Below are 25,488 nucleotides of genomic sequence, written 5' to 3'. Positions count from 1 at the left end.
GGCTCAGAGGCTCCTGTTCGGGGTTCCGGCGGGTACCGGGGTCCAGCGCGAACGGGCCGGCGAGGGTTCGTCCGCGCGGAGGGTGAGCAACGGCCGGGCGCGGCCGCCGCTTGGCGGTTTGGCCTCGCCGCCGGCCTGGATGGGCGGCCAGTACGCGCCGGGCCCGGAGTAACCGAGCTCGGCCGCCGCGTGCAGCGCCCACGACGGGTCATGCAGCTGCGCCCGGCCGATGCCGACGAGGTCCGCGCGGCCGGCGAGCACGATCGAGTTCGCGTCGTCGCAGGTGGAGATGCCGCCGACGGCGATCGCCGGGACGCCGACGTCGGCGCGGATCCGTTCGGCGAACGGCGTCTGGTAGCTGCGGCCGTACGCCGGCTGTTCGTGCGCGACGACCTCGCCGCTGGACACGTCGATCGCGTCCACCCCGCGTTCGGCCAGCGCGGCGGCGATCCGCACGCTGTCCTCGATCGTCGTGCCGCCCTCGGCCCAGTCGACGGCCGAGAGCCGCACGAGCAGCGGCTTGTAGTGCGGCCAGACGGCGTGCACCGCGGCCACGACGGCGAGCGGGAAGCGCAGGCGGTTCTCCAGGGTCCCGCCATAGCCGTCGGTGCGGTGGTTCGTGAGCGGCGACAGGAACGTCGAGAGCAGGAATCCGTGTCCGGCCTGCAGTTCGAGGACGTCGAAGCCCGCCTCGTCGGCCCGGCGCGCGGCCGCGGCGAAGTCCTCGATCAACGCCTGCAGCTCGGTTTCCGTGAGCTCGTGCGGCACAGGCAGGTCGCCGTACGCGAGGGCCGAGGGGGCGACGGTCCGCCAGCCGTTGGCGGCCAGCGCCGGGCCCAGCGGTGCCGCGTCGGGCACGGTCGTGGAGCCCTTGCGCCCGGAATGGCTGAGCTGCACGCCGATCAGGGCGCCGGTGTGCGCGTGCACGGCGTTGGTGATGCGGCGCCATGCCGTGGCCTGCTCGTCGGTGTACAGGCCGGGGCACGCGGGGGTGACGCGGCCGTGCGCGGTCACGGCGGTCATCCCGGTGAGCACCAGCCCGGCGCCGCCGAGGGCTTTGCCCGAAAGATGCAGTAGCTCCGCTTCGCCGGGGATCCCGTCGACCGCGCTGTACGTCGCGATCGGCGCGGCGACGATGCGGTTGCGCAGGTGCCGGCCCGCCAGGACGAGCGGCTGGAACAGCGGGGGCGTGCCGTCGTCGCGGCCGCCGGGGCTATGAGTGCTGAACCAGCGGTCGACGGAGCGGATGTAGGCGGGGTCGCGCAGGCGCAGGTTGTCGTAGGTGACGCGGCGGCTGCGCGTGAGGAGGTTGAACGCGAACTGCGGCGGCGCCTGGCCCACGACGTGGTCGATCGTCTCGAACCACTCGAGGCTTGCCTGCGCCGCGCGCTGCGTGGACTCGACGACGGGCCGCCGTTCGGTCTCGTAGTGCTCCAGCGCCGCGGCGAGGTCGCCGGGCGTGGCCTCCAGCGCGGCGGCGAGGGCCAGCGCGTCCTCCATGGCCAGCTTGGTGCCCGAGCCGATGGAGAAGTGCGCGGTGTGGGCGGCGTCGCCGAGCAGCACGACGTTGCCGTGGCGCCACGTTTTGTTGCGCACGGTGGTGAAGCGCAGCCACTTCGAGTTGTTGGTGAGCAGTTCCGCGTCGCCGAGGAAACCGCGCAGCAGTTCACGGCAGCGCTCGACGCTCGCTGTGTCGCTGACGCCGGGACCGAAGGCGCCGTCGGTGAACCCGGCGGCGCGCCAGGTCTGGTCGTTCAGCTCGACGATGAACGTGCTGCGGTCGGCGCTGAAGGGGTAGGCGTGCACCTGCACCGGGCCGAACTCGGTCTCCTCGACCAGGAACGTGAACGCCTCCAGCACGCGGTCGGTGGCCAGCCACATGTAGTGGCACTGGCGCACGTCGAGCGAGGGGCGGAAGACCTGCTCGAAGCGTTTGCGGATGGCGGAGTTCACGCCGTCGGCCGCGATCACGAGGTCGTAGTCGGCGGTGAGCTGCTCGACGTCGGGTGCCTCGGTGCGGAACCGGACGTCGACGCCGAGGTCGTGGCAGCGCCGCTGCAGGATCTCCAGCAAGCGTTTGCGCGCGATGGCGGCGAAGCCGTGACCGCTCGATGTCTGCGTCGTGCCGCGGTAGTGCACGTCGATGTCACTCCACCGGGCGAACTCCCGCTCCATCGAGGAGAACACGGTGGGGTCGGCGTTGGCGATGCCTTCGAGCGTCTCGTCGGAGAAGACGACGCCGAAGCCGAACGTGTCGTCGGCGGCGTTGCGTTCCCAGACGGTGACCTCGCGGCTCGGGTCGAGCTGCTTGGCGAGCGCGGCGAAGTAGAGCCCGCCGGGCCCGCCGCCCACGATGGCGATCCTCATCACGCCGCCACCTCCTTCTTGAGCGCGGTCCGCACGGCGTCGGGCCACGGCGTGGCAGCCGGCTTGTCGGGTTCGGCGTGGACCACGACGACGGAACCGTCGGCGGCGATCCCGTTCGGGCCGTGGACCTCGAAGGCGAACGTGAGTGAGGTACGCCCGAGTTGCGCAACGCGGAACGTGATGCGCACCGGGTCGCCGAACCACAGCCGGCCCCGGTAGTTCACCTCGTGGCGTACACGCGGGGTGCGGCCGAACAGCCACGCGAGGTCCTTGCCCCGCAACAGGTCTGCCTCGGCCTCTTCGGCCCAGCGCAGGACCACGGAGTTGTGCTGGTGGCCCGACGCATCGGTGTCGTGCCATTCGACCCGCCGCTCGACCGTGGTCTCGAGACCGGCGAGCGGGGGAGAACCCGCGGAAGGGGATGTCGGCATGAGTTTTCCTCCTGGCGCCCTTGACATCACGAACGGTATAGCTGAACTATGACTGTCGTCAAGAAAACGACATACGGACGGGAAGGCGCGATGACCACACACAGCGATGACCAGCTGGGCCGCGCACGGGTGACGGACAACGAAGATCTGCGGGCGTACTACGAGAAGCTGGAGCAGCTCGACGCCGGTGCACTGTGGACGATCGCGAACAAGATCGAGCCGTGGTACCCGCAGCCGCAGTCCGTACCGATCAAGTGGAGCTACGAGCAGCTGCGCCCGCTGGTGCTGGAAGCGCTCAACCTGGTCAGTGGTGACGACGCCGGCCGCCGCGTGGTGGCGCTCTACAACCCGCTGCGGCGCGACATCGCGGCCACGGTGGGACTCCTCTACACCGGCCTGCAGGTGATGGGTCCCGGCGAGTCGATGACGGCGCACCGGCACCAGGCCGCCGCGCTGCGCTTCGTGCTGGAGGGCACCGGCGCGTGGACGATCGTCGACGGGCAGAAGCTCAAGGTCGGCCCGCGCGACTTCGCCATCACGCCGAACTGGACCTGGCACGAGCACGGCAACGAGGGCCTCGAAGGCGTCGACGGCCCGGTCATCTGGCAGGACGGCCTCGACATCCCGCTGGTCAACGCGCTCGACGCGCCGTTCTACGAGGTGCACCCGGACGTCTACCAGAAGCAGGACGGGGTCGTGAACTCCTCACTGCTGACCTACGGTGCCGGGCAGCTGCGTCCCTTCGGTGACACGTGGCACAAGAACCACTCACCGCTGCTGGCCTACCCGTGGGAACAGACGTACGAAGCGCTGCTCAACGCGGCGAAGGCGAGCGACGGCTCGCCGTACGACGGCATCATCATGGAGTACAGCAACCCGCTCACCGGCGGTTCGGTGATGCCGACCATGAGCGCGCACATGCAGCTGCTGCGCGCCGGTGAGTCCACACTCGCCCACCGCCAGGTCGGGTCGAAGATCTACACCGCGGCCAAGGGCAGCGGCACCTCGATCGTCGCGGGCAAGCGGATCGACTGGTCCGAAGGCGACATCTTCTGCGTCCCGTCGTGGGCGTGGCACGAGCACGCCAACGCCAGCCGCTCCGACGACGCGTGCCTGTTCTCGTTCAACGACTTCCCGGTGATGCGTTCGCTGGGCTTCTTCCGCGAAGAAGCCTATTCGGACAACGACGGTCACCAGCCGCTCGCCTGAGCTCACTGTCCACTTCGAACGGAGTTCTTCCATGCTGCTCGTCACGTTCGCCGGTCCCGACGGCCAGGACCGGCTCGGGATCCAGGACGGCACCGACGTCGTCGACGTCCGGGCCGCGGCGACCGACCGCGGAACCACCGCCCCCGCGTCGATGCTCGACGTGATCCACGCCGGCACGGCGGCGCTGGAGTCCCTCGTGGATTCCCCCGTGCGGAGTCCACTGGAGACGGTGACCCTGCGCGCGCCCCTGCGGCCGGGCAAGATCGTGGGTGTCGGCCTCAATTACACCGAGCACGTCGCGGAGTCCGCGCGGACACTCGACACCGACAAGGAGCTGCCACAGCGCCCGGTGCTGTTCAGCAAGCCGGCCACCGCCGTCGTCGGTCCGGGGGAGCCCATCCAGCACAACGGTGACCTCACCGCGCAGCTGGACTGGGAGTGCGAGCTCGCCGTCGTGATCGGGAAAACGGCGAAGCGCGTGTCGAAAGAGGATGCCATGGACCACGTCTTCGGCTACAGCATCGTCAACGACATCAGCGCGCGCGACCAGCGGCGTTCGGGGCAGTGGTTCTTCTCCAAGGGTCAGGACACCTACGCGCCGTTCGGCCCGGCGATCCGGACTGCGGACGACGTGGCCGACCCGTATGCGTTGGAGCTGTCGCTGCGTGTGAACGGGGACGTGAAACAGAAGTCGAGCACGAAGTACATGCTGTTCCGCATCGCCGAGCTGATCGCCGACATCAGTTCCGGCATGACGCTGGAGCCGGGCGACGTGATCGCGACCGGTTCCCCGGCGGGGGTGGGCGCCAGCTTCACCCCGCAGCAGTTCCTCAAGCCCGGCGACGTCGTGGAAGCGTCCATTCAGGACATCGGCACGCTGCGCAACCCCGTGGTGGACGCCCGATGACCGCACGGACGTATCGCATCGGCCAGATCGTGCCGAGCTCCAATGTCACGATGGAGACCGAGATCCCGGCGATCTTCCGCGCGCGCGAAACCGTCGCGCCGGAGCGGTTCACGTTCCACTCCAGCCGCATGCGGATGAAACACGTGCGCAAGGAAGAGCTCGCGGCGATGGACGCCGACTCCGGCCGGTGCGCGGCCGAGCTTTCGGACGCGCACGTCGATGTGCTCGGGTACGCGTGTCTCGTCGCCATCATGAGCCTGGGCCACGGTTACCACCGCACGTCGGAGTCGACGCTCGCGCGGATCACCGAGGAGAACGACGCGCCGGCCCCGGTCGTCACGAGCGCGGGGGCTCTGGTGAACGCGCTCGACGTGCTGGGCGCGAAGTCGATCGCCGTGATCTGCCCGTACCTCAAGCCGTTGACCGAGACCGTCGTGGATTACATCCGCTACGAGGGCGTCGAGGTGACCGACTACACCGCGCTGGAGATCCCCGACAACCTCGAGGTCGCCGCCCACGACCCGCGCAAGCTCGTGCCGCTGGCGCGCGACCTCGAGCACGAAGGCGCCGACGCCGTGGTGCTGTCCGCGTGCGTGCAGATGCCCTCACTCGCGTCGATCGACATCGTCGAGAACGAGCTCGGCAAACCCGTGCTCTCGGCGTCGATCGCCACCGCCCACCAGATGATGCGCGCGCTCGGCCTGCCCGCCGTCGCGCCCGGCGCCGGCGCGTTGCTGTCCGGCCGCTACGCCGAATCCCCGTATCCCGTCCCGCCCGCCGTCGGCTGACGGATTCCCAGGAAGGCCGCAGATGGAGCTCACCCCATCGGCCCACGTCGACTCGTTCTGCCGCGACAACCTCCCCGCTCCGGCGGACCAGCCCGAGTTCCGGTTCACGCTGCCGGAGCTCGCCTACCCGCCGAGGCTGAACTGCGCCGTCGAGCTCCTGCGCGGGAGCATCGACCGCTTCGGCCCGGACCGCCCGTGCCTGCGCACGGACACGGAGACCTGGAGCTACGCCGACCTCGACCGGCGCAGCGACCTGGTCGCCCACGTGCTCGTGCGGGACTTCGGGGTGGTGCCCGGCAATCGCGTGCTGCTGCGCGGGCCGAACAACCCGTGGCTGGTGGCGGCGTGGTTCGCGGTGCTGAAGGCGGGCGCGGTGCCCGTCACGACGATGCCGCTGCTGCGGGCCCGTGAGATCGACGACCTCGTGGAGCTCACGCGGCCTCGCCTGATCGTGACCGACCATCGCTTCGCCGCCGATCTCGCGGACGTCTCCCTGCCGGTACTCACTTACGGTGCCGACGGTCCTGGCGATCTGCTGGCTCGGGCGAGCGGCGTGCGGGAAGCGTTCGCCGCCGTGGACACCGCTGCCGACGACGTCGCCCTGCTCGCCCCGACGTCCGGCACCACCGGCAAACCCAAAGCCACCATGCACTTCCACCGCGACGTCCTGGCCGCCACGGACACCTTCGCCCGGCACGTCCTCAAGCCCGTCCCGGACGACGTTTTCACCGGCACCCCGCCGATCGGCTTCACCTTCGGCCTCGGCGGCCTGGTCCTGTTCCCGCTTCGCTTCGGCGCGTCGACGCTGCTGCTGGAAAAAGCGTCCCCGGAAGAACTCGCCGACGCGGTCGAACGCCACCACGTCACGGTGCTCTTCACCGCCCCCACCGCGTACAAGGCCCTGCTGTCCTCGGGCAACGCGGCGGCGCTGTCGAAACTCCGACGCTGCGTGTCCGCGGGCGAACACCTGCCCGTGTCCACGTGGGAAGATTTTCACGCCGCCACCGGAATCAAGATCATCAACGGCATCGGCGGCACGGAGATGCTCCACATCTTCGTATCGGCGGCTGACGACGACATCCGCCCGGGCTCCACCGGCCGCGCCGTCCCCGGCTTCGAAGTCACCGTCCTGGACGACGCCGGCCGGCCCGTCCCCGACGGCACGCCCGGTCGCCTCGCCGTGAAGGGGCCCACCGGCTGCCGCTACCTCGCCGACAGCCGCCAGAAGAACTATGTCGGCAACGGCTGGAACCTCACCGGCGACACGTACCTCCGCGACACCGACGGCTACTTCTGGTACCAGGCCCGCAACGACGACATGATCGTCTCCTCCGGCTACAACATCGCGGGCCCCGAGGTGGAACAGGCCCTGCTGTCCCACCCGGACGTGCTGGAGGCCGCCGTGGTCGCCGCCCCGGACCCTGCCCGCGGCACCATCGTGCACGCCTTCGTCCACTTGCAACCCGGCGCGACCGAGGACGCCGCCGCTCTGCAGGCTTTCGTCAAACAGGCGATCGCACCGTACAAGTACCCGCGCGCGATCGACTTCGTGACGGAGCTGCCGAAAACCCCGAGCGGGAAGATCCAGCACTACCGGCTCAGGGAGCTGGTGGCGGCCCGGAACCGGTAACGGCGGCTCGTGGACATGGCCGGCAGCGCGGCCGGTCCGCGAGCTTGCCCCCTTCCGGCCCCCCTCGCTCGGTGATCACCGCCGCCGGCAGTCACCGAGCGAAGGGCCGGGCGTTACCGCGCAGGCTCCCGGCCCAGCAGCACATCCGCCGCCCGTTCGGCCACCGCCAGCACCGTCGCGTTGGTGTTCGCGCCGATCAGGGTGGGGAGGACGGACGCGTCGGCGATGCGGAGGCCGGTGACGCCGTGGACGTTCAGCGCGGGGTCCACCACGGTGCCCAGTGCGCAGGTACCGCAGGCGTGGAAGTAGCTGCCCGTGCTCTGGCGCAGGAAGTCCTCTTCCGCGGCGGGGTTCATGGCGGCCGGGCCGGGCAGGACTTCCTTGTCGCGCCACGGATCCAACGCCGGGGCGGTGCCGACGTGCCGGGCGAGGCGCAGGCCGGCCAGCATGCCGGCGAGGTCGCGCGGGTCGTCCAGCAGCGCGGGGTCCACGACGGGCGCGACGGTCGGGTCGGCCGACGCCAGCGTGACCGAGCCGCGGGAATGCGGGTACAGGTAGCTGAAGCCGATGGTGAACCCGGTCGCCGGGCCGGACAGGGGCGGCCGGAAGTACGGGATGTCCAGGAACAGCAGCTGCACGTCGGGCGCTTCGAGGTCGGCGCTGCTGCGCACGGCGGCGACGAGGTCGCTGTGGTTGTTGGCGCCGTCGGGCAGGGGGCGGGCGTTCGAGTACACGATGCCGGTCAGCGGGTGGTCCTGCAGGTTCCGGCCGACGCCCGGCAGTCCTACCCGCGGCGTGACCCCGGCCTGCTCCAGCGCGGCCGGGTCGCCGATGCCCGAGAGCATCAGCAGGCGCGGCGAGCCGATCGCACCGGCGGCCAGTACCACGGACCGCTCGGCCTCGGCGGAGGCCGGGGAGCCGCCGACGCGGTACTCGACGCCGGTGCAGTGGCTGCCCGCGAGCACGAGCCGGGTCACGAGCGCGCCGGTCACCACGGTCAGGTTCGGCCGGTTCAGCACCGGGCGCAGGTAGGCGTCGGCGGCCGACTGGCGCGCGCCGTCGACGATGTTCATCTCCAGCCAGGTCGCGCCCTCCGGCTCGGCGCCGTTGAGGGCGGGCGACTCGGGGAACCCGCGCTCCCGCACGGCGGACAGCGCGGCGTGGGCCAGCGGGTGCCGGACGGGCGGCGGCCCGACCCGCATGGGGCCGTCGGTGCCGCGGTACTTCGGGTCGCTGCCGGGCCGCGCGGTCTCGCTGCGGCGGAAGTAGGGCAGCAGGTCGTCGTAGCGCCAGCCGTCGACGCCCCAGGCGTCGTAGCCGGCGCGGTGGCCGCGAAGGTGCGCCATGGCGTTGATCGAGCTCGACCCGCCGAGCGTGCGCCCGCGCGGGTACGGCAGCTCCACACCGTGCAGGCCCGGCTGCGGGGTGGTGTGGAAGTTCCAGTCGACCGAGCTGCCCAGCAGCGCCGGCCACGCGGGCGGCACCCCCATCACGTCCGGCCCGGTCGCGGGACCGGCCTCCAGCAGCAGGACGGTCGTCGCCGCGTCTTCGCTCAGCCGCGCGGCGAGGACCGAACCGGCCGTGCCCCCGCCCACGACCACGTAGTCGTACTTCATCTCTTGGGTGTCCCTCCTCGACGGACACCTCCGGGTGCCCACGGCCCATGAAGCCAGACCCAGGCGGGTGAAAGAGGGCTCAGCCAGGACTTGCCGTTCCTAGGATCGGCGTCACACGAGCGACCGGCCGGGGCAGCTCCGCGGGTACGGCCGGTCCACGACGGACGGCCCCGCGCCGCGGCCGACGTAGGCTGTGGCCAGGCGAAAGGACGGGCGGCGATGAGGAGCTCCGAACTCGGCGAGTTCCTGAGGACGAGGCGCGCCCGCGTCGACGTCGCCCAGGTCGGCCTGCCGCCGACGGCCCGCCGCCGCGTGCCCGGGCTGCGCCGCGAGGAGGTCGCGGCCCTGGCCGGGCTCAGCGCCGACTACTACGCGCGCCTGGAGCAGGGCCGCCAGCTCACGGCGTCGCACGAGGTCCTCGACGCCCTGGCGCGCGTGTTCAGCCTCGACGAGGCCGAACGCTCCCACCTGCGCCGCCTGTCCGCGCGCCGCAGCGGTCCGCCGGACGAGGTCGCGCGCGGCGTCGGGCCCGGCATGCGCGGCCTGCTCGACGAGCTGGGCCGCGTGCCCGCGATCCTGCTCGGCCGCTACACCGAGGTGCTCGCCGCGAACCGGATCGCGCGGCTGGTGTTCGCGGACTTCCCCGGCATGCCCGCGCGCGATCGAGTGGTCGTGCGGTGGCTGCTGTGCGACGAGTCCGCCCGTGCCCTCCACGACGACTGGGAGGGCATCGTCGAGGAGATGATCGGGATGCTGCGCCTCGCGGTCGGCCGCGACCCCGAGGACCTGCGTGCCCGGCGCCTGGTGGCCGAACTGTCGGCGACCAGCCCGCTGTTCCGCCGCGTGTGGGCCGACCACCGCGTGGAGGCGACCCCGCGTTCGACGAAGCGGATGTTCCACCCGGTCGCGGGCGAGCTGAACTTCTACGTCGAGCACCTGGCCTCCCAAGGCGCCGGCGGACAGAACCTTTTCACGTTCGTTCCCCGCCCTGGAACGGGTACCGCGGAGGCGGTCGACGAGCTCCTGGCCAGGGAAAACGTGCCGGCGAGCTGAACTTCGAGTCCACTGTGGGCTGGGGTCGGACCGTGACCGGGCCACTTCCGGTGATTCATTCGTGACCCGATCGGGTAAGTCGACAGGAAGTGCGCTTACCGCGAATCGGGGAGGTGGTGGCGTTGACCGGAGCCCGCAGTGCCGGCCGTCCGGGCACGTGGGTGCTGCCGCTGCACGGCACCACGTCGGCGACGGTGCGGACGATGCGCAGATGGGTGTCGGAGCACCTGAGCACGCTGGGTGACGAGCACCGCGACGACGTGCTCCTCGTCGCCACCGAACTGCTGGCCAACGCCCACGACCACGGCGACGGACCGCGCCACCTGCAGCTGTGGCACAGCCTGCGCCCGTGCACCGTGCGGGTCGAGGTCGCCGACCGCAACCTCGTGCAGCCGACCATGGGCTTGTCCCGCCTGCCCGGCCCGCGCGGCCGCGGGCTCCTGCTCGTCGACCGCCTGTCGGTGACGTGGGGCGTGCTGCCCGAGACCGAGTTCGGGCGCAAGACGGTGTGGGCGCAGATCCCGTGCCTCGGCCGGTGCCCCCGGCCCGGGCGGACGGGTGACCAGACCACCTACGGCGGCGGATCCGGCGAGCTGGCCGGCTGAGGCCCGCGACTGTCCCCTGTGGACGGATTCACCCGCCGGGGGTGACGTCGCGGCCACGGCCCACCCCGCGCGTCGCGGCCCGCGAACCGGCCCGCGGAAGGCCGTCGCCGACGCTCCCACCGCGCCGGCCCAGGTCTCATCCGGCACGGGTGAAGCGCGAGCCGTGTGCGGACGGTGACCGTATCCCCGGGACCCACCGGCCGGAGCCGCCGCGCAGGTCCGGCCACACCGGAGTGACATCGGGGAGTCGCCCGTCGACGCGGGGCACCGCCGCAGCACCCCAACCCGGATGAGGGTGAGGTGGTCTCGTGAGGCTGCGCGGACGAACCGGTACCACGAAGCGCAAGCGTTCCGGCCCTGCGCCCGTCGCGCCGACTTTCCCGCCCGGGAGCACGCTGCCGCGGGTGCTCGTGATCATGGTCGGCGCCGCGTCGGTGGTCATCACGCTGGGCGGCCTGCGGGCGATCGCGTTCATCGTCGGGCCCGTGTTCCTGGCGATGGTCATCGTGGTCACGGCGAGCCCCGTGCAGTCCTGGCTGCGGCGCAAGGGCTGGCCGCGCTGGCTCACGACGGTCGTGCTCGTCACGGTGGTCTACCTGGTGATCGTGAGCCTGGTGTTCGTGGTGATCGTGTCGCTGGCGCAGCTCGCGACGTTGCTGCCGACCTACGCGTCGAAGGCCAGCGAGCTGCTGCAGTCCGCCACCGACAAGCTCGCCCAGTTCGGCGTGGGACCGCAGCAGCTGCGGGAGATGGCGTCTTCACTGGATCTCGGCAAACTCGCGAACGTCGTCGGTTCTCTGCTCTCCGGCATCGGCGGCGTGCTCACCAACCTCGTGTTCCTGCTGGCGTTGCTGCTGTTCCTCAGCACCGAGGCCACCTGGGCCGACAAGCGGCTGGACGCGATCGACACCGACCGGCCGTGGCTCACCGCCGCGTTCCACCGCTTCGCCGCGGGGACCCGCAGCTACATTCTCGTGACCACCGTGTTCGGCTTCATCGTGGCGGTACTCGACGGGGCCGCGCTGGCGATCATCGGCATCCCCGTGCCGATCCTGTGGGCGCTGCTGGCCTTCGTCACCAACTACATCCCCAACGTCGGGTTCGTGCTCGGCGTGATCCCGCCGGCGCTGCTGGGCCTGCTCGACGGTGGCTGGGAGAAGATGGTCGTCGTCGTCGCGGTCTACTGCGCGCTGAACTTCGTGGTGCAGTCGCTCATCCAGCCGCGCTTCGTGGCCGGTTCGGTCGGGCTGTCGACGCTCGTGACCGTGCTCTCCCTGGTGTTCTGGACGTGGCTGCTCGGCCCGCTGGGCGCGATCCTCGCCGTGCCGGCCACACTGCTGATCAAGGCGCTGTTCGTGGACATCGACCCCACGGCGGGCTCGGCCGACGCGCTCATCCGCATGGTCGCCAGGGGCCCCGACCGTCCGGAGGCTGGCGAAGAGACGGCCGAAGAGACCGAAGCACCTGGGAAAACCCGAGCGGAGACCGGCGCGGACCCCGGGGAACCAGGGCCCGCACCGGCCTGACCGCCCCGGTCAGAGCTTCCTCATCTCCTTGCCGTGCACCGCGAGCGCGTAGATCACGAGCACGTCGACGGCGATGATGACCATCGACCACAGCGGGTACGCCGGCAGGAACGCGAGGTTGACGATCGCGCTCAGGCCCGCGAGGACGATGCCGGCGATCTGCGCGACGCGGTTGCCGGTGAACACGCCGATGCCGACGACGATCAGCAGCGCGCCGAGCGCGAGGTGCACCCAGCCCCACGTGGTGTAGTTGACCGAGACGACGAGGCCCGTCTCGTCGACCACGAAATACCGGGTGTTGAGCAGTGCGACAAGCCCTTCGATCACCTGGAACGCGCCCAGCAGCATCATCATGGTCGCGGCGAAGGCGACCCACCCGGTCCAGCCGCTCGGTATCGACTGGGAGTCCGGGGGACGGCCGGTGGTTCCACCGGCCTCGGTGTGCGGCGCTCGTGCTCCCGTGTCGGTCATGGTGAGAGTCCTCTCGTGTCCGCGGGATCCGTGCCCGTGCCGGGCTTGCGGAAAGCGTCGGACTCCGGCGCGGGCACGGCCTCATCTGTCGCGGATGAAGCCTCACGCGAGACCGTGCTCGCGGGCGACGAGGACGGCGTCGCGGCGGTTGGTCACGCCGAGCTTCACGTAGATCGCCCGCACGTGGGTCTTGACGGTGTTCACGGACACGGTCAGGTCCGCCGCGATCTCGTCGAGTGACCGTTGCGACGGCAGCCGCTGCAGCACGACCTGCTCGCGCCCGGTGAGGCGGTCGTCCACGGGCGCGGGGTCGAAGCGGCGCAGACGGTTGCGGACCGACGCCGCGAAGCCGTCGAGCCGGCCAAAGCCGCCCGAGTGGTCCACGAGCAGGTGCTGCACGGCCGGGTCGGCCAGCGCGAACGGCCGTGCGAAATCACCGCCCACCGCCAGGCCCAGCGCGCGTTCCAGCGTCCGCAGCGCCTCGGTGCGGCGCCCGGCGCGCAGCGCGAGCGCGGCTTCGGTGAGCTCGGCGTCGACCGGGGTGGTCGGCAGCAGTGCCGCGCGGCGGGTGCGCACCGCGGCCGCGGCCTCGTCGAGCCGGCCGGCGGCGAGGTGGGTCCACGCCTGCATGAGGTCCAGCTCGCGCGTGTGTGGGAGGTGGTCGCGGGCCCACAGCAGCACTTCGTTGGCGTGCAAGGGTTCCCCGAGGAACACGGCCGCGTGGTGCTCCAGCACGGCGACGAGCGCGGCCGGGCCGGCGGCGAGCTCGCCGAGGTCGTGGCGGGCGCGGCGCATGGTCTCGAGGCCGTCGCGGCGGTCCTCGCCGTCGAACTGCGCCGCGCCGTCGAGGAACGCCCCTAGCGGCGTGGCCGCGTCGCGCGCTTCGCGCGCGGCGGCCGCCGGGTCGAGCCGCAGCAGGTGGTCGCACGCGAGCACGAGCCGGCAGACGGCCAGCCACGGCGACCGCGGCCAGCCGTGCCGGGCGGCGAGTTCGACGGCTTCCTGGCAGGCCGCGCGGGCCGCGTCCTGGTTGCCGCCGAAGGCGCCGGCCACGGCGAGCGAGGCCAGGCCGTGGAGCACGAGGTAGTCCTGGCCGTCGCCACGCGCGGTGTCGAGGGCGTCGCGGACGCGCGTGGAGGCGTCGTGCCACGCGCCGCGGTAGAGCGAGGACCACGCGCGGTCGAGGTCCGCCCAGGTGCCCGGCTCGGTCGGCGCGGGCCCGTCCGGGCGGCGGCCCTCGGCCAGCGCGTGGTGGCGTGCGAGCAGGGGGTCGTCGGACGGTTCGGCCGGGTCGCCGCTCTGGATGGCGGCGAGCGTGCGGGCCGCGCGCAGGCCGGGATCGACGTCGTCGCCCAGGTGCGCCAGGGTTTCGCGGACGGCGTCGTCGTCGCCGGCCAGCAGGCACGGGACGGCGTGGGCGCGGAGGAGCTCAACGATGCCGTCGCGGTCGAGGCCGGCGACGGCGTGTTCGAGGGCTTCGCTGATGTGGTCCTCGTTCGCGAACCAGCGCGCGGCCGTGGCGTGCAGCTCGCTCGCGAGGCCGGGGTAGCGCAGATCGAGGTCGGCGCGCAGGTAGGAGCGCAGCAGCGGCTGCACGCGGTAGGAGGCACTGGGGTCGTCGATGCGCGCGACCAGGAACGTGTGCCGCTCCAGCTCGGCGAGCACCGCGCCCGCGTCTTCGCGCGCCGCCAGCTCGCGGGCCAGCGCGGCCGGCACGGAGTCGCACACGCTGATGCGGCGCAGCAGCTCGGGCGCGCCTTCCGGAAGGCGGGCGAGCACCTCGTCGGCCAGGAACCCGGCCACGGAGCGGTCGTCGCCGTCGAGCTGGGTGAGGAAGGCGTCGACGTCGGCTCCGGTCCGCAGCGACACCGCGGCCCAGTGCACGGCGGCGGTCCAGCCCGCCGTGCGTTCGACCAGGCGGCGCACGTCGTCCTCTCCGCAGCGCACGCCTGTGACCCGCAGCAGCTGCGCGGTCTCCGCGGTGGTGAAGCGGAGGTCGTCCGCGCCGATGCGGGCGAGGTCGCCCTGCACCTTCAGGCGCGCGAGCTGCAGCCGGGGATCGGCGCGCGCCGAGAGCGTGAGGCGCAGCCCGGCGGGCGGGGTGCGGATGAGCGTGGTCATGTCGTGCAGCGGGCCGGCGTCCACGATCTCCTGGAAGTCATCGAGCACCAAGCGCACCGGCGCGGGCAACGCGTCGAGGGCGTCGACGAGCTCGGCGAGGAAATCGGCGCGGCTCTCGCCTTCCGGCGCCGCGACGCTGTGCACCCGGCTGTCGGCGGGCACGGCTTTGTCGAGCGCGCAGAGGATCGCGGACCAGAAGCGGCGCGGGTCGTTGTCCTCCGTGTCGAGCGAGACCCACGCGACGGGGCGGGTCGTGGCCCATTCGGCCAGCAGCGCGGTCTTGCCGAAGCCGGCGGGCGCGCAGACGGCTGTGACGGGGCTGCCGGCGGCCGCGTCGAGGGCGTCGAGCAGTCGTGGGCGCGTCACGAAATCCGGTGGCAGCAAGGGCATTGTCACCTTCGCGCCCGGTACCCGCCACCGGTTGGTCCCCGACCGGCCGGCTCCACCCACGCCTTCGACCGTAGGTCGTCGCGGTGCCCCGGTAAGGGCCGAACGTCCCAACTAACTGTCCACGAGACCGCGCCGGACGGCCGAACGCACGGCCTCCCGTCGCGAGCCGACGCCGAGCTTCCGGTACAGAGCTCGCACGTGTGTTTTGACGGTGTTGGGCGACACCATGAGGTCTCCGGCGATTTCGTCGAGTGAGCGGACTGTCGGCAGGAGGCGCAGCACGGTCCGCTCACGCTCGGTGAGCGCGACGGCGTCGGGCTGCCTTCCGCGGACGGCCCGCGCCTGGCGCAGGTCGGTGGTGAAGCGGCGGCCGCCGGGCACGTCGAGCAGAGCCAGGTCGAGTACCTCCGGAGCGGCGGTGACGAGCGGGCGCAGCACGCCGAGCTGTTCGGCCGGGCCGAGCGCCCTCGCGACGGCGCGCCGCGCGCGGGCGTCCTCGCCGCAGCGCAGGGCGATTTCCGCTTCGAGCAGCCAGGCCGTGACCGGCGTCCACGCCAGCACGGGGTCGATCGCGCCGTCGAGCAGCGGGCGCAGCAGGTTGCGGGCGTGGCCGTCGCGGCCGAGCACGACCTGCGTGCTCGCGCGGACCAGGAGGATCTCGGCGGCCGAGGGGATCCGTTCGCGCGCCCAGGCCAGCACGTCACGGGCGGTTTCGCCGCGGCCGAGGCGCGTGGCGGCGTCGTGCTCGCACACTGCGGCGAGGGCGACGATGCCGTCGGGCAGGGGGGCGGAGCCCTCGGCGACGCGGGCGTCGGTCATGCGGCGCAGCCCGGCCGAGCGCTGCCCGCCGTCGAAGCGTGCGGTTCCTTCGAGCGTCGCGGTCAGCAGCGTGAGGCCGCCGTGGCCGAGGCTTTCGGTGGTGGCGAGCACGCCCGAGACGCGGTCGACCTGGGCCAAGCAGGCGGAGGCGTCGGCACGAAGCAGTGCTCCGCAGGCCAGGATCAGCGAGGTTTTCGCGCCGGCCACGGTGTCACGCCAGCCGTGGGTTTCGGCGAGCTCGTCGGCGGCGCGGGCGAGGGCGGCCATGGCGCGGAAGTCACCCGTGGCCGCGGCGACGCCGGCCAGCACGGTGAGGCACTGCTGCTCCAGGTGCCCGTGGCCGTGTGCGCGGGCGAAGGCCAGCGCCGACTCCACGGGACGGCGGGCCTCGACGGCCCGGCCCGCGGCGAGCAGCGCCTGGCCCAACTCCAGCACCGTCATGGCGCTCAGCGCGGAACCCTGCTCGGCGAGGGCGTCGATATCGCCTTCGAGCGAGCCCGCGGCGTGGGCGAAGCGGGAGTCGACGAGTCCCCGCAACGCGCGAAGTTCGGGTGAAGGCTCGCGGGGCCACGCGCGTTCGGCGAGCGTGACCTGGGCGCGAGCGGCGCCGGGGCGAGCGGCGTCGAGATGCTCGAGGGCGCCGGTGAGGGCGAGCCACGGGTCGTCGCCGACCACGTCGTCGCTGAGTGCGGCGCGAGCCCGGCGCAGCACGTCGTGTTCGCCGGCGAGCAGCAGATCGAGCGCGTGGCGGCGCAGGAGGTCCGCGACGAGTGCCGCGTCGCCGGCCTCCAGCGCGTGCGAGACGGCGTCGCCGGCCTGGTGGCGCGCGCGCAGCCACTCGGCGGCGCGGCGGTGCAGCGCGGGCACCTGGCGGGGCGTGCGCAGCATGAGGTCGGTGAGCAAATGGGCGCGCAACAGCGTGTGCAGGCGGTAGATCCGGCGGCCGGCGCCGGCGCGGAACAGCATCGCCGTGCGGTGTTCCAGCCGGGCCAGCAGCTCGCCGGCGTCGGCGCGACCGGAGAGCGCGGTGGCGAGCGAGGCGGAAACTCTTTCACAGACGCTGATCTCGCGCAGGAACTGACGCTCCTCTTCGGACAGTGGCGCGAGAACCTCGTCGACGAGGTAGGCGCTCACCGTCGGGTCGGTGCCGGTGAACTCCGCGCCACCCTTGAGGGATTCGGCCGCCAGGCGCAGCCCGCTCGCCCAGCCTTCCGTGCGCGTGACGAGCCGGTCGACCTGTTCCGGACTGATGGCGACGCCTTCGGAAGTCAGCAGTGCCGCGGCCTCGTCCGGGCGGAATTGCAGGTGGTCGGAGCGCAGGTCGACGAGCCGGCCGGACAACCGCAGGCGCGCGAGGGGGAGCGGTGGGTCCCAGCGCGTCGACAGCACGACCCGCAACCCGCGTGGGCGCAGGCGAAGCAGCTGTTCCACGTCGCGCAACGGTTCCGTCGCCACGAGCTCGTGCACGTCGTCGAGGACGAGGCGCAGCGGCGCGGGCAGGGTGTCGAGGGCGTCGACGAGGTCGGCCAGGAAACTCGGGCTGCCCGCGTCGAAATCGTGCAGTCCGGGCGCCGCCGGGGTGAGCGCGTCGAGGAGACCGGAGCGGAACCGGTGCTCGTCGTTGTCGGCGGCGTCGAGCGAAAGCCAGGCCGCGGAACCGAGTCCGCCGCCGCGCAGCCATTCCGCGAGGACCAAAGTCTTGCCCGACCCCGCGGGCGCGCACACCATCGTGGCGGCTTCCGGCGCCGCGCGATCGAGCGCTTTCAGCAGTCGCGGCCGGGACACGAACCCGTGCGGCAGTTCGGGCACACTCCTCTTGCGCCGCGGCACGCGCGGCTTTTCCTTGTGGGACACCCTCTTCTCCCTCCGACCCCGCAGTCACCCACTGTCGCACGCCCACCGCCCGAACACGAGCTCATCCGGCACGGGCGAGGACGCCCACCCGCTCACGCGCGACCGTGGCGACGAGGGGCGCTCGAAGGGCCAGACGGGAGGCTCAGGTGTCGCAGTCCAGCTACGTGTTCCGCGTCTCCGGCCGCCTGTCCGACCGCGCCGCCCACGCCGTCGTCGACTTCGGCGAGCTGGAAGTCGCCGCCGCTCCACCGGAAACGATCATCTACTGCCACGTCACCGACGAGGAACGCCTGCACCGCTTGCTGAGCCTGTTCCGCGTCCTGGGCCTCGACGTGGTTTCCATGCACCAAGTCCCGTGATTTTCCTGGGCCCACGGCTTTTTCACGCGAGGCGGCGTTCGGGTGAGCTTCGTGGGCCCGGCTGACAGCCCGTGGCGGAGCGGCGACGCACCGGTTTCGCTCCTCACGAGGGAAATTCGCCGGGTCAGGCAGGAAATCGCGGTGGGCCCGTCGCCGGCCCGCTCGGGCAAGCCGGCGAAGCCCAATGCGTCACGGACGGTAACGAGGTTTGCACGGTCACCAGCGCGGGTGGCGGCAGCTGACCTGTCTGCTTCAGCTCGGCTGTGCACTCAGCGCGGCGCAGGCGACGGCCTCCTCGGCAGCTCGTCCACGAGAATCGCGTCCTGTCGCCCCGAAGCCCTCCTCAGGTTCCGCACCACCAGCCGCACCAGAACCCCCGCGGCGACGACGACCAGCACGCCGAAACTGATCACCCCAGCGTGCTCGACCAGAGCGTCCCGGTAGTGCCGCCCCAGAAACCCGACGGCGATCCCGATGGCCAACGCGTCCACCAGCGCCAGCCGAACCATCCACGGCCTGGGCGGACGGCGTGCGGCACCCATTGCTCAACCCTCCAGGGCGAGGTCGTGGCGGCGACGTCCCTGCAACCTAGACGACGCGTCCCACTCCACGGCACAACCACCAACCTGTTCGGCCTACTCCGCCGGCTCACCCGGGGCCCTGTGATATTTTGGAGCGAACTGGGGCTCATGTGCTAATGCAAACTGGGTGTCAGCGAGGGGCCGGTAGCTCAGTTGGTTAGAGCAGGGGACTCATAATCCCTTGGCCGTCGGTTCGAGCCCGACCCGGCCCACTCTTCACGTCTACATTGTGTCCCTGACCTGCGTAAACGTGGCGACTAGTTGATCTCGGTGAGCCTCTTGGCGGGGCGCCAACAAGTAGCACAGCGCTGGGTACCCAAGGGATTATCCGGGTACGACTGATCTCATCGCCGTCGCCGAGGCACCTGGGGAGGTGCTGGACCCCGAGGACGTCAGAGCGCTCGTCGGGGACTGGAGAACGCATCTGAGGGCGAAGAACCGCGCTGACTCCACGATCGATGCGTACTCGAGAGCGTCGCCATGCTTCGAAGACATCATCGAGATCTCGCCCTTCTGCAAAATGGAAGTGCCCGCCGTCCCGGACAACCCGCCGGCGATCTTGCGTGACCACGAACTGAAGGCACTTCTGGCGACGACGGTGGGCAAGTCGTTCGTGCAGCTTCGTGACCGCGCGATCATGCTGGTGTTGATCGACTGCGGAGTACGGCTCGGAGAACTGTGCGCGCTGCGAGCGGCGAACCCGGCTGAGCGGGATCCGGGAAGTTTCGACTTCGAGGTGTGTTCGATGGGGGTCTTGGGCAAGGGGCGTCGTGCACGTCCCGTCCCGCTCAACCCCGCCACGGGGGAGGCATTGGCGTCGTTACTTCCGCGCACGCGCGCGCCACCCACACGCCAAGCTCATCAACGCGGCGTGGCTCGGCCGCTTCGGCCCGTTGAACGAGTGGGGAATCAGGGCGATGCTCGATCGCCGTGCCGAGGAGGTCGGGATTGCCCGGATGTTCCCGCACCTGTGGCGCCACACCTGGGCTCACCGCAACAAGGTGGCAGGAATGCGCGGTTGGGTGTCGGGCGGGCGGTGTCGTCTTGGACGAGGAAGCTGCCGTAGTCGGCGAAGACGTCGAGTTCGGGGTAGGCGATCTGGCCGGTTGCGGGACTGGGGGTGTCGGGCACGCTCAGCCGCCGGGGAGGGGGCCGGGGTAGCGCCTGAGGACGTGGGGTTCGGCGATGGGGCCGGGCCAGAGGATGAGGTGGTAGAGGTCGTTGCCGAAGCGGCCGTCGTCGGAGATGGTGCGGAAGCCTTTGGCGTAGACGCGGGCGGTCGTGGCACCGTGGTGGACAAGAAACCTGACCTGCGACCTGGCTCTGTGTGGGTTGCACTTGAGACAGCCGGGATCCACCTCGTTCCCGGCGCACGTCTGCGCACCGTGGAGTCCTAGCCTTCGCCGTGGTGGCTCCGTCGACTCGACGGCTTTACCGCTCCGGGAGCTACCCGCGGCGCAGGCATGGGCTTGCGTGTCTCACCAAGGACAACACCGCTGAAGCGCGGTGCTCGGCGCTGCAATTTCGTAGGTGAGGAACTGCCGTGCGGCGGCGAGTTTGCCGGCGTAGATCCACGGCAGTCCTCCACTTTCGTCGGGGCCGCCGCTGACCGGGCAGGTGTTGAGGTTCAGGCTTCGATGAGTCCGCCCCGTATTGCGTAGCGGGTGAGTTCCAAGCGGTCCTTGAGGCCGAGTTTCTGGAGGATATTGGCTCGGTGCCGCTCGACGGTCTTCGCGCTGATGAACAGCAGATCGGCGATTGCCTTCGACGAGTGGCCTTCGGCGACGAGTTTGAGGATCTCTTCCTCGCGCCGAAGCCGGAAACGGCGCGGAAGCGATCGCTGCGGCACGGGCTAAGAATCCGGACCTGGCCATCCTCGACATCGCGATGCCCCGGATGACCGTGGCTTGGGGATACGTCTGGCTGCGCTACTTCACCTGACTCCCATCGCCCCACAAGGCCCGCTCGTGACAGCCACGATCACCGGCGCTGCACGACCGCGTCGCGGTCGGTCTCGATCGTGCCGAGAGTCGCGAGCGACACGCCTCTCAGCGTCGGCTCTGCAGTGGTCTGGAGCACTACGCGGCTCACTGTTCGGCTTCTGCCACGGCACGAACTCCATCGCGCGATCATTGCTCGAAGACCGCGGTTACGAGCCTCGCCCCCACGTTCAACTGCGATGAGCCCCTGGAGCGAGCTTGGCCAGCAGCTCTCGACCCTTCTCCGCATTGCGTGGCTGGCACAGGACGTCGTAGCGGCCGGCAACGAGCTGGCTGGCAGAGGAGAAGTCGCGGCGTCCGCGGGCAGTGGCGTAGCTGAGCGCCGCGAATACGCCGCCGAACAGGGCTCCTGCGGCGAGGCCGACGATCATCGGCGCAGCGGCCATGCCCTTGGTGCTGTTGAACAGGCCCAGCAGCAGGCCGACGAACAGCCCGAACCAGGCGCCGGACAGCACGCCGGTGCCCAGCACTTTGCCCCAGGTGAGCCTGCCGATGACACGCTCGACGAGCATGAGGTCGACGCCGACAATCGTCAGGTCCTGGACTGTGAACTCGTTGTCGACCAGATACTCGACCGCGCGCTGTGCTTCTTCATAGGTGTCGTATGAGCCGATCGGCCACCCCGATGGCGGCGTCGGCAGGCTGGGCAGTCCCGGCGCCCGCAGTCCCGACGAGATGGGATTGGTCACGATCATCACCTGTGCTTCGTTCGGCTGCGCTGAGGGTCTTGACATGCTGGATTCCACTTTGCGGCGCCTTGCGTGACTGTCTTACTTGGTGCCGGTGGATGAGGTGACATGAAGGCGTCCTCATCAGACTTGCCTCGGCTGAACTATCGGCCTGGCGATGCCGACCGTCCGATGGTTTGACGAGCGGTAAGGACCCACCACGTTGCGGTAGCAGACCGGCGGATGAACACCAGGAAGCTCTCTTCGGATGGGTTCGACGTCGTGAAAGAGCGGATGGTCCGCGCTGGCCGCGCTCCCGTCCGGTGCCGGCCAGCTGCGGCCGATCGAGGTGCGCTGGTTCGGGCACCGCCAGCGCGACGCCGCCACCGACATCCTGCGGCGCCGGCGGTCCGCCCGGCCGCCGAGGCAGCCGGCGCGGAGCACCCTCGGGGGGTGTCTGCCGAGATCCAAGCCGAGCGGGAACGTCGGCAGGCTGAGCGCGCCGAGCTGAATCACTCGAGGTGCGTCGCGGACCGGGGCCTTGCGGCATCAGCACACCCGGTCAGCGCACTCGCCAGGCCGGCCGCGTCCAGTACGTCCCGGCGCGCCACAGCCATTCGAACGGACCGTAGGCGAAGTGCGCGAGCCAGAGGTGGCTGAACACCAGCTGCACCGCCCAGATCGGCACGCACAGCAGCAAAAGCAGCGCAGTGGGGATCGTCCAGAACGAAGCGAGAGTGCCCACCACCGCGAGGCCGAGGATCGCGTGGGTGAGGTAGCTCGTGAGCGCCATGCGCCCGTAGCGCTGCAGCGGCAGCAACGCTGCGCGCAGCCGGGCCGAGCGCAGCAGAAGAACGAGCCCGCTGAGGTACGCGACGGCCGGCACGATGGCGAGGTTTTCCTCCAGCGCGTGCATGAGATTCGTGTCCGACAAAGACAACGTCCACGCCCACAAGGCGATCGTCGCGATCCCGGTTACCGCGAAGAGCTTCCGGATCGCCGGCACGTGCCGCTCGGCTGTCAGCAGACCGGCGCGCAGCGCCCAGCACCCGAGCATGGTGTGGCCGAACGACTGGACCACGACGCCTGTCGCCAGCCACGAAACCTGGCCGATTCCGGCGCCCGTGTAGTGGTCCGCGAGCGCGACGCCGGTGCTGGCGACGTCGGCGCCGAGTCCCACGACGAGGCCGACGACGAGCAGAACTCGTTGCGGCGCGCGGAAGAACAACGCGAGCACGGCGCCGTTGAGCGCGTACACGGTCAGCACGTCCGGTGCGTGCAGCAGGGTCAGGTTCACCAGGCCGAACGCAAGCAGGATGCCCATCCGGCGCAGGTAAGGTGCCCAGAAGTTCCCTCGCCGCGTCATGTTCTCGTACTGGATGGCCGCGCTGACGCCGAAGAGGAACGCGAAGATGAAGTGGAACTTGTCGAGCACCAGCAAGTCGACGAGCCCGCTCGCCACCGTGTCCACGGCCGACGTTTCGGGCGCGGGTCGGTGACCCGGGCTGGCTGTGGCGTAGTACGCCCCGACGTTCACGAGCAGGATCGCCATCACCGCGATCGCGCGGATGATGTCGATCGACTCGATCCGCTGCCGGACCGTCGTCATGGGTTTCGTAGCCGTGTCCACGGAAAGTTCCCTTCGTGCTGTGGTGTGGTGTGGAGAGTCAATCGCCGCCCGGACTGCTCAGGCATCGATCCCGAGGATGATCCGGGGGTGCCCGGAGGCGCTAGGTGCCACGGTCGATCAGCAGCTCAGCGAGGATGTCGTTGCGGAATCTCCGTAGTGGACGTTTAGGTCCAAATCTATCAGGCTTAGGGTCGACTCACGGGACTGTGTATCATCAAGTGGACTGTATGGTCCAGTTTTGTCTCGCTTGACCCCAGTTGGCAGGACCGAGCTCGGCAAGAACGAATGGGAAGTCGATGAGATCAACTGTCATGAGCGAGAGCTTCGGGGCCGTGAGGCCGGGGAGGCTCGTGCATGCGCCACTGGTCAACCGGCGGTGGCAGGTCACCCTCTATGTCAGTCCACGCGGCCTGACCTCCCCGGTGGTTCCTGTTGGAGAGGAGACCTTCGACAGGTTCGCGGATTCACCTAACCCGTGGCCCCGAGTAGCCGGGGGCTCGGGGCCACCTCGATGACGTTAAGGAGCAACGATGAACGAGAAGCCCAGCCCCGCAATCCACGAACTCCACCAAGTGGTCGATCTCGAACTTGCCGAGGTCGCAAATAGTGCCGACCCCGACGGCGACGACGTGCCAGAGCGTGAACTCTACGAGGCGGAACTACGCAGCTTCCATGACGCTGTTGTGGTCGAGGAGAAGGCGGAGGAGGAGGAACGTAACTCCGAAAGTTGATCGTGCGGCACTAGGCCCCGTGCTGACCTCACGAGTGCACCTCTGTGTCGGCGCGACAGACCGTGCTTATCGCAAGGTGACGTTCTTCCAACACAACACGCGGTCTGCCGTCTGTCGAGCTACGACCCCAGCCGGCCCACGGGGGGCGGCACAAATTGCCAGCAAGTCACATCAATAACAACGGGGGAGTCACCATGGGCGACATAACGCCTCCGCCACTGACGATTGTGCAACCGGGAGAGGGAAAGGAGGGGGATCTCGGAGATATCGGAGTGGCCTTCAAGCTCTGGAGCCACGAGACAGGAGGTGCTGTGTCGATCGTGGAACACTCCTTCCCCGTCGGTGCACTGGTCGCTCCGCACCTGCACACCCGTGAGGACGAGTACTCGATCGTGACCGAGGGGGAGATCGGTTTCCGATCAGGCGACCGCGAGGCCGTACTCGGCGCAGGTGGATACATCACCAAGCCACGCGGAGAACTCCACACGATGTGGAACGCGAGCAAGACGCCCGCGCGGATGATCGAGGTGATCGCCCCGGGCGGCTTCGAAGGGTTCTTCCATGACCTGTCCGACCTGATTGCAGGCAGCCCGCCCGCCGAAGGGGAGATGGCACGCCTCGCGGCCGAGTACGGACTGGAGTTCGCCACCCCCGATTGGCTGCCGGACCTCATCGCCCGGTACGGGCTCAAGCCACCGCCGGGCCGCGACTAGCCCCGTCGCGGTGGGTGCGCCGCCGCCGCGTGCGGCCTACCGCCGAGGAATCGACCGGCGGCGGCAGCCGAGGTCGAGGAATCCCATCCCATCCCGTCACCGAGCCGATGCGCGCGCTCGGTCGAACATCCGGAGGTATGTCATGAGCATGCAGAATCAGAAGGTTGCCGTCATCACCGGGGCCTCGCAGGGTATCGGCGCCGGCCTGGTCGAGGCCTACCGCAAGCTCGGCCACGCGGTCATCGCCACCTCGCGCACCATCACCCCCGCCGAGGACGCGGGCGTCCTCGCGGTCCAGGGCGACATCGCCGACCCGGCCACCGCCGAACGGGTGATCTCCGCTGCCCTCGAGCGGTTCGGCCGCGTCGACACCCTGGTCAACAACGCGGGCGTCTACGTCGCCAAGCCGTTCACCGACTACACCGCCGAGGATTACGCCACCGTCACCGGGATCAACCTGGCCGGGTTCTTCCGTCTCACCCAGCTCGCCGTCGGCCAGATGCTCGCCCAGGGCGGCGGGCACATCGTCAACATGACGGCCAGTATCGTCGACAACCCCGATTCCCGAGTCCCGTCCGTCCTCGCCGCACTGACCAAGGGCGGCCTGCAGTCCGCCACCAAGTCCCTCGCCATCGAGTACGCCACTCGCGGCATCCGGGCCAACGCCGTCTCTCCGGGCACCACCCGCACCCCGATGCACGACCCGCAGACTCACCAGTTCCTCGCAGGCCTGCAGCCCGTCGGCCGCATGGTCGAGACTCGCGACGTCGTCGAGGCGGTCGTCTACCTGGAGAACGCGCCGTTCGTCACCGGCGAGATCCTCCACGTGGACGGCGGCATGAGTGCCGGCCACTGACCACGCTCACCCACTCCTTCCACGGAGCACCACCTTGAACCAGAACACCGCGGACAGCGAGACGATCCTGCGCGGCGTCCTCGACGGCTGGAAGGCCGCCGTCGACAAGCACCAGCCCGACCAGGTCGCCGCCCACTTCACCGACGACGCCATCTTCCAAGGC

22 protein-coding genes and 1 tRNA gene are annotated in these 25,488 nt (G+C 70.5%); 13 read left to right on the top strand and 10 right to left on the bottom strand.

Features of this window, described 5'->3' with window-relative positions; translation table 11 throughout:
- Positions 1-3 precede the first annotated feature (3 nt).
- Positions 4-2,367 carry an FAD-dependent monooxygenase gene (locus AB0H62_RS07185; RefSeq protein ID WP_360584711.1) on the bottom strand — a complete coding sequence of 788 codons (2,364 nt, stop codon included), beginning with the start codon at positions 2,365-2,367 and terminating at the stop codon, positions 4-6.
- Positions 2,367-2,798: a thioesterase family protein gene (locus tag AB0H62_RS07180; protein ID WP_360584709.1), complete on the bottom strand. Its 432-nt coding sequence runs from the start codon at positions 2,796-2,798 to the stop codon at positions 2,367-2,369. Before AB0H62_RS07180 ends, AB0H62_RS07185 begins: the two co-directional genes overlap by 1 nt.
- A gap of 90 nt (positions 2,799-2,888) precedes the next feature.
- Here AB0H62_RS07180 and AB0H62_RS07175 point away from each other — a divergent pair, with 90 nt between their 5' ends.
- From AB0H62_RS07175 to AB0H62_RS07160, 4 genes are read left to right on the top strand one after another with little or no spacing between them, the layout of a single operon-like run.
- Positions 2,889-4,007 (top strand): cupin domain-containing protein, encoded by a 1,119-nt coding sequence (locus tag AB0H62_RS07175; protein WP_220242527.1) that lies wholly within the window; start codon positions 2,889-2,891, stop codon positions 4,005-4,007.
- Between the two features lie 31 nt (positions 4,008-4,038).
- Complete coding sequence (locus AB0H62_RS07170) at positions 4,039-4,914, top strand: fumarylacetoacetate hydrolase family protein (RefSeq protein ID WP_220242526.1); 876 nt, start codon at positions 4,039-4,041, stop codon at positions 4,912-4,914.
- Positions 4,911-5,702 carry an Asp/Glu racemase gene (locus AB0H62_RS07165; protein ID WP_304504302.1) on the top strand — a complete coding sequence of 264 codons (792 nt, stop codon included), beginning with the start codon at positions 4,911-4,913 and terminating at the stop codon, positions 5,700-5,702. The genes AB0H62_RS07170 and AB0H62_RS07165 overlap by 4 nt, the downstream gene beginning before the upstream one ends.
- Positions 5,703-5,724: 22 nt before the next feature.
- Complete coding sequence (locus AB0H62_RS07160) at positions 5,725-7,332, top strand: AMP-binding protein (protein WP_360584706.1); 1,608 nt, start codon at positions 5,725-5,727, stop codon at positions 7,330-7,332.
- 113 nt (positions 7,333-7,445) lie between these two features.
- On the opposite strand, the gene AB0H62_RS07155 is transcribed toward AB0H62_RS07160, so the two are convergent.
- Positions 7,446-8,948 (bottom strand): GMC family oxidoreductase N-terminal domain-containing protein, encoded by a 1,503-nt coding sequence (locus AB0H62_RS07155; RefSeq protein ID WP_360584704.1) that lies wholly within the window; start codon positions 8,946-8,948, stop codon positions 7,446-7,448.
- Between the two features lie 219 nt (positions 8,949-9,167).
- Here AB0H62_RS07155 and AB0H62_RS07150 point away from each other — a divergent pair, with 219 nt between their 5' ends.
- The 3 genes from AB0H62_RS07150 to AB0H62_RS07140 all read left to right on the top strand — a co-directional run bounded on the left by AB0H62_RS07150 (position 9,168) and on the right by AB0H62_RS07140 (position 12,132).
- Positions 9,168-10,001, top strand: a complete 834-nt coding sequence (locus tag AB0H62_RS07150; protein WP_220242523.1) for a helix-turn-helix transcriptional regulator — start codon at positions 9,168-9,170, stop codon at positions 9,999-10,001.
- A 122-nt stretch (positions 10,002-10,123) separates the two neighbouring features.
- Positions 10,124-10,606 carry an ATP-binding protein gene (locus AB0H62_RS07145; RefSeq protein WP_255638238.1) on the top strand — a complete coding sequence of 161 codons (483 nt, stop codon included), beginning with the start codon at positions 10,124-10,126 and terminating at the stop codon, positions 10,604-10,606.
- Positions 10,607-10,914: 308 nt separating this feature from the next.
- The gene (locus tag AB0H62_RS07140; RefSeq protein WP_255638237.1) at positions 10,915-12,132 is read left to right on the top strand and encodes an AI-2E family transporter; all 1,218 of its coding nucleotides are present in this window, start codon (positions 10,915-10,917) and stop codon (positions 12,130-12,132) included.
- A gap of 9 nt (positions 12,133-12,141) precedes the next feature.
- On the opposite strand, the gene AB0H62_RS07135 is transcribed toward AB0H62_RS07140, so the two are convergent.
- The 3 genes from AB0H62_RS07135 to AB0H62_RS07125 all read right to left on the bottom strand — a co-directional run bounded on the left by AB0H62_RS07135 (position 12,142) and on the right by AB0H62_RS07125 (position 17,787).
- Positions 12,142-12,603 (bottom strand): hypothetical protein, encoded by a 462-nt coding sequence (locus tag AB0H62_RS07135; protein ID WP_220242522.1) that lies wholly within the window; start codon positions 12,601-12,603, stop codon positions 12,142-12,144.
- 102 nt (positions 12,604-12,705) lie between these two features.
- Positions 12,706-15,114, bottom strand: a complete 2,409-nt coding sequence (locus AB0H62_RS07130; RefSeq protein ID WP_220242521.1) for a LuxR C-terminal-related transcriptional regulator — start codon at positions 15,112-15,114, stop codon at positions 12,706-12,708.
- 111 nt (positions 15,115-15,225) lie between these two features.
- On the bottom strand, positions 15,226-17,787 hold the full coding sequence (locus AB0H62_RS07125; RefSeq protein ID WP_360584701.1) for a LuxR C-terminal-related transcriptional regulator: 2,562 nt from the start codon (positions 17,785-17,787) through the stop codon (positions 15,226-15,228).
- A gap of 146 nt (positions 17,788-17,933) precedes the next feature.
- On the opposite strand from AB0H62_RS07125, the gene AB0H62_RS07120 reads away from it, so the two are divergent.
- Positions 17,934-18,146, top strand: a complete 213-nt coding sequence (locus tag AB0H62_RS07120; protein ID WP_220242519.1) for a hypothetical protein — start codon at positions 17,934-17,936, stop codon at positions 18,144-18,146.
- Between the two features lie 269 nt (positions 18,147-18,415).
- Here AB0H62_RS07120 and AB0H62_RS07115 read toward each other — a convergent pair whose 3' ends face one another.
- Positions 18,416-18,688, bottom strand: coding sequence for a hypothetical protein (locus AB0H62_RS07115; RefSeq protein WP_220242518.1), 273 nt, complete (start codon positions 18,686-18,688; stop codon positions 18,416-18,418).
- Between the two features lie 177 nt (positions 18,689-18,865).
- Between AB0H62_RS07115 and AB0H62_RS07110 the strand changes: the two genes are divergently transcribed.
- Positions 18,866-18,939 (top strand) — tRNA-Ile (locus AB0H62_RS07110).
- 1,415 nt (positions 18,940-20,354) lie between these two features.
- Here the strand turns inward: AB0H62_RS07110 and AB0H62_RS07105 are convergent.
- The 3 genes from AB0H62_RS07105 to AB0H62_RS07095 all read right to left on the bottom strand — a co-directional run bounded on the left by AB0H62_RS07105 (position 20,355) and on the right by AB0H62_RS07095 (position 23,025).
- Entirely contained in the window at positions 20,355-20,576 is a 222-nt protein-coding gene (locus AB0H62_RS07105) for a helix-turn-helix transcriptional regulator (protein ID WP_255638236.1), read from the bottom strand.
- 321 nt (positions 20,577-20,897) lie between these two features.
- A complete protein-coding gene (locus AB0H62_RS07100; RefSeq protein ID WP_220246937.1) occupies positions 20,898-21,422 on the bottom strand; it encodes a general stress protein in 525 nt (174 codons plus the stop codon).
- A gap of 535 nt (positions 21,423-21,957) precedes the next feature.
- Positions 21,958-23,025 (bottom strand): DUF418 domain-containing protein, encoded by a 1,068-nt coding sequence (locus AB0H62_RS07095; protein WP_220242517.1) that lies wholly within the window; start codon positions 23,023-23,025, stop codon positions 21,958-21,960.
- Between the two features lie 296 nt (positions 23,026-23,321).
- On the opposite strand from AB0H62_RS07095, the gene AB0H62_RS07090 reads away from it, so the two are divergent.
- From AB0H62_RS07090 to AB0H62_RS07075, 4 genes are all read left to right on the top strand, one after another.
- Entirely contained in the window at positions 23,322-23,540 is a 219-nt protein-coding gene (locus AB0H62_RS07090) for a DUF5996 family protein (RefSeq protein WP_220242516.1), read from the top strand.
- 15 nt (positions 23,541-23,555) lie between these two features.
- Entirely contained in the window at positions 23,556-23,756 is a 201-nt protein-coding gene (locus AB0H62_RS07085; protein WP_220242515.1) for a hypothetical protein, read from the top strand.
- Between the two features lie 311 nt (positions 23,757-24,067).
- Positions 24,068-24,469, top strand: coding sequence for a cupin domain-containing protein (locus AB0H62_RS07080; protein WP_360584697.1), 402 nt, complete (start codon positions 24,068-24,070; stop codon positions 24,467-24,469).
- A 142-nt stretch (positions 24,470-24,611) separates the two neighbouring features.
- Positions 24,612-25,325 carry an SDR family oxidoreductase gene (locus tag AB0H62_RS07075; RefSeq protein ID WP_255638234.1) on the top strand — a complete coding sequence of 238 codons (714 nt, stop codon included), beginning with the start codon at positions 24,612-24,614 and terminating at the stop codon, positions 25,323-25,325.
- Positions 25,326-25,488 lie beyond the last annotated feature (163 nt).

The organism is Amycolatopsis sp. NPDC050768 (assembly GCF_040654155.1).
In the GTDB taxonomy this organism is placed as follows: domain Bacteria; phylum Actinomycetota; class Actinomycetes; order Mycobacteriales; family Pseudonocardiaceae; genus Amycolatopsis.
Note: the sequence above shows the minus strand (reverse complement) of the source record. Positions and strands in the feature narration are given on the sequence as shown.

Coding starts and splice junctions, on each gene's coding strand:
- AB0H62_RS07185 (WP_360584711.1), bottom strand. CDS start 2,367: ATGAGGATCGCCATCGTGGGCGGCGGGCCCGGCGGGCTCTACTTCGCC.
- AB0H62_RS07180 (WP_360584709.1), bottom strand. CDS start 2,798: ATGCCGACATCCCCTTCCGCGGGTTCTCCCCCGCTCGCCGGTCTCGAG.
- AB0H62_RS07175 (WP_220242527.1), top strand. CDS start 2,889: ATGACCACACACAGCGATGACCAGCTGGGCCGCGCACGGGTGACGGAC.
- AB0H62_RS07170 (WP_220242526.1), top strand. CDS start 4,039: ATGCTGCTCGTCACGTTCGCCGGTCCCGACGGCCAGGACCGGCTCGGG.
- AB0H62_RS07165 (WP_304504302.1), top strand. CDS start 4,911: ATGACCGCACGGACGTATCGCATCGGCCAGATCGTGCCGAGCTCCAAT.
- AB0H62_RS07160 (WP_360584706.1), top strand. CDS start 5,725: ATGGAGCTCACCCCATCGGCCCACGTCGACTCGTTCTGCCGCGACAAC.
- AB0H62_RS07155 (WP_360584704.1), bottom strand. CDS start 8,948: ATGAAGTACGACTACGTGGTCGTGGGCGGGGGCACGGCCGGTTCGGTC.
- AB0H62_RS07150 (WP_220242523.1), top strand. CDS start 9,168: ATGAGGAGCTCCGAACTCGGCGAGTTCCTGAGGACGAGGCGCGCCCGC.
- AB0H62_RS07135 (WP_220242522.1), bottom strand. CDS start 12,603: ATGACCGACACGGGAGCACGAGCGCCGCACACCGAGGCCGGTGGAACC.
- AB0H62_RS07130 (WP_220242521.1), bottom strand. CDS start 15,114: ATGCCCTTGCTGCCACCGGATTTCGTGACGCGCCCACGACTGCTCGAC.
- AB0H62_RS07115 (WP_220242518.1), bottom strand. CDS start 18,688: ATGGGTGCCGCACGCCGTCCGCCCAGGCCGTGGATGGTTCGGCTGGCG.
- AB0H62_RS07100 (WP_220246937.1), bottom strand. CDS start 21,422: ATGATCGTGACCAATCCCATCTCGTCGGGACTGCGGGCGCCGGGACTG.
- AB0H62_RS07090 (WP_220242516.1), top strand. CDS start 23,322: ATGAGATCAACTGTCATGAGCGAGAGCTTCGGGGCCGTGAGGCCGGGG.
- AB0H62_RS07085 (WP_220242515.1), top strand. CDS start 23,556: ATGAACGAGAAGCCCAGCCCCGCAATCCACGAACTCCACCAAGTGGTC.
- AB0H62_RS07075 (WP_255638234.1), top strand. CDS start 24,612: ATGAGCATGCAGAATCAGAAGGTTGCCGTCATCACCGGGGCCTCGCAG.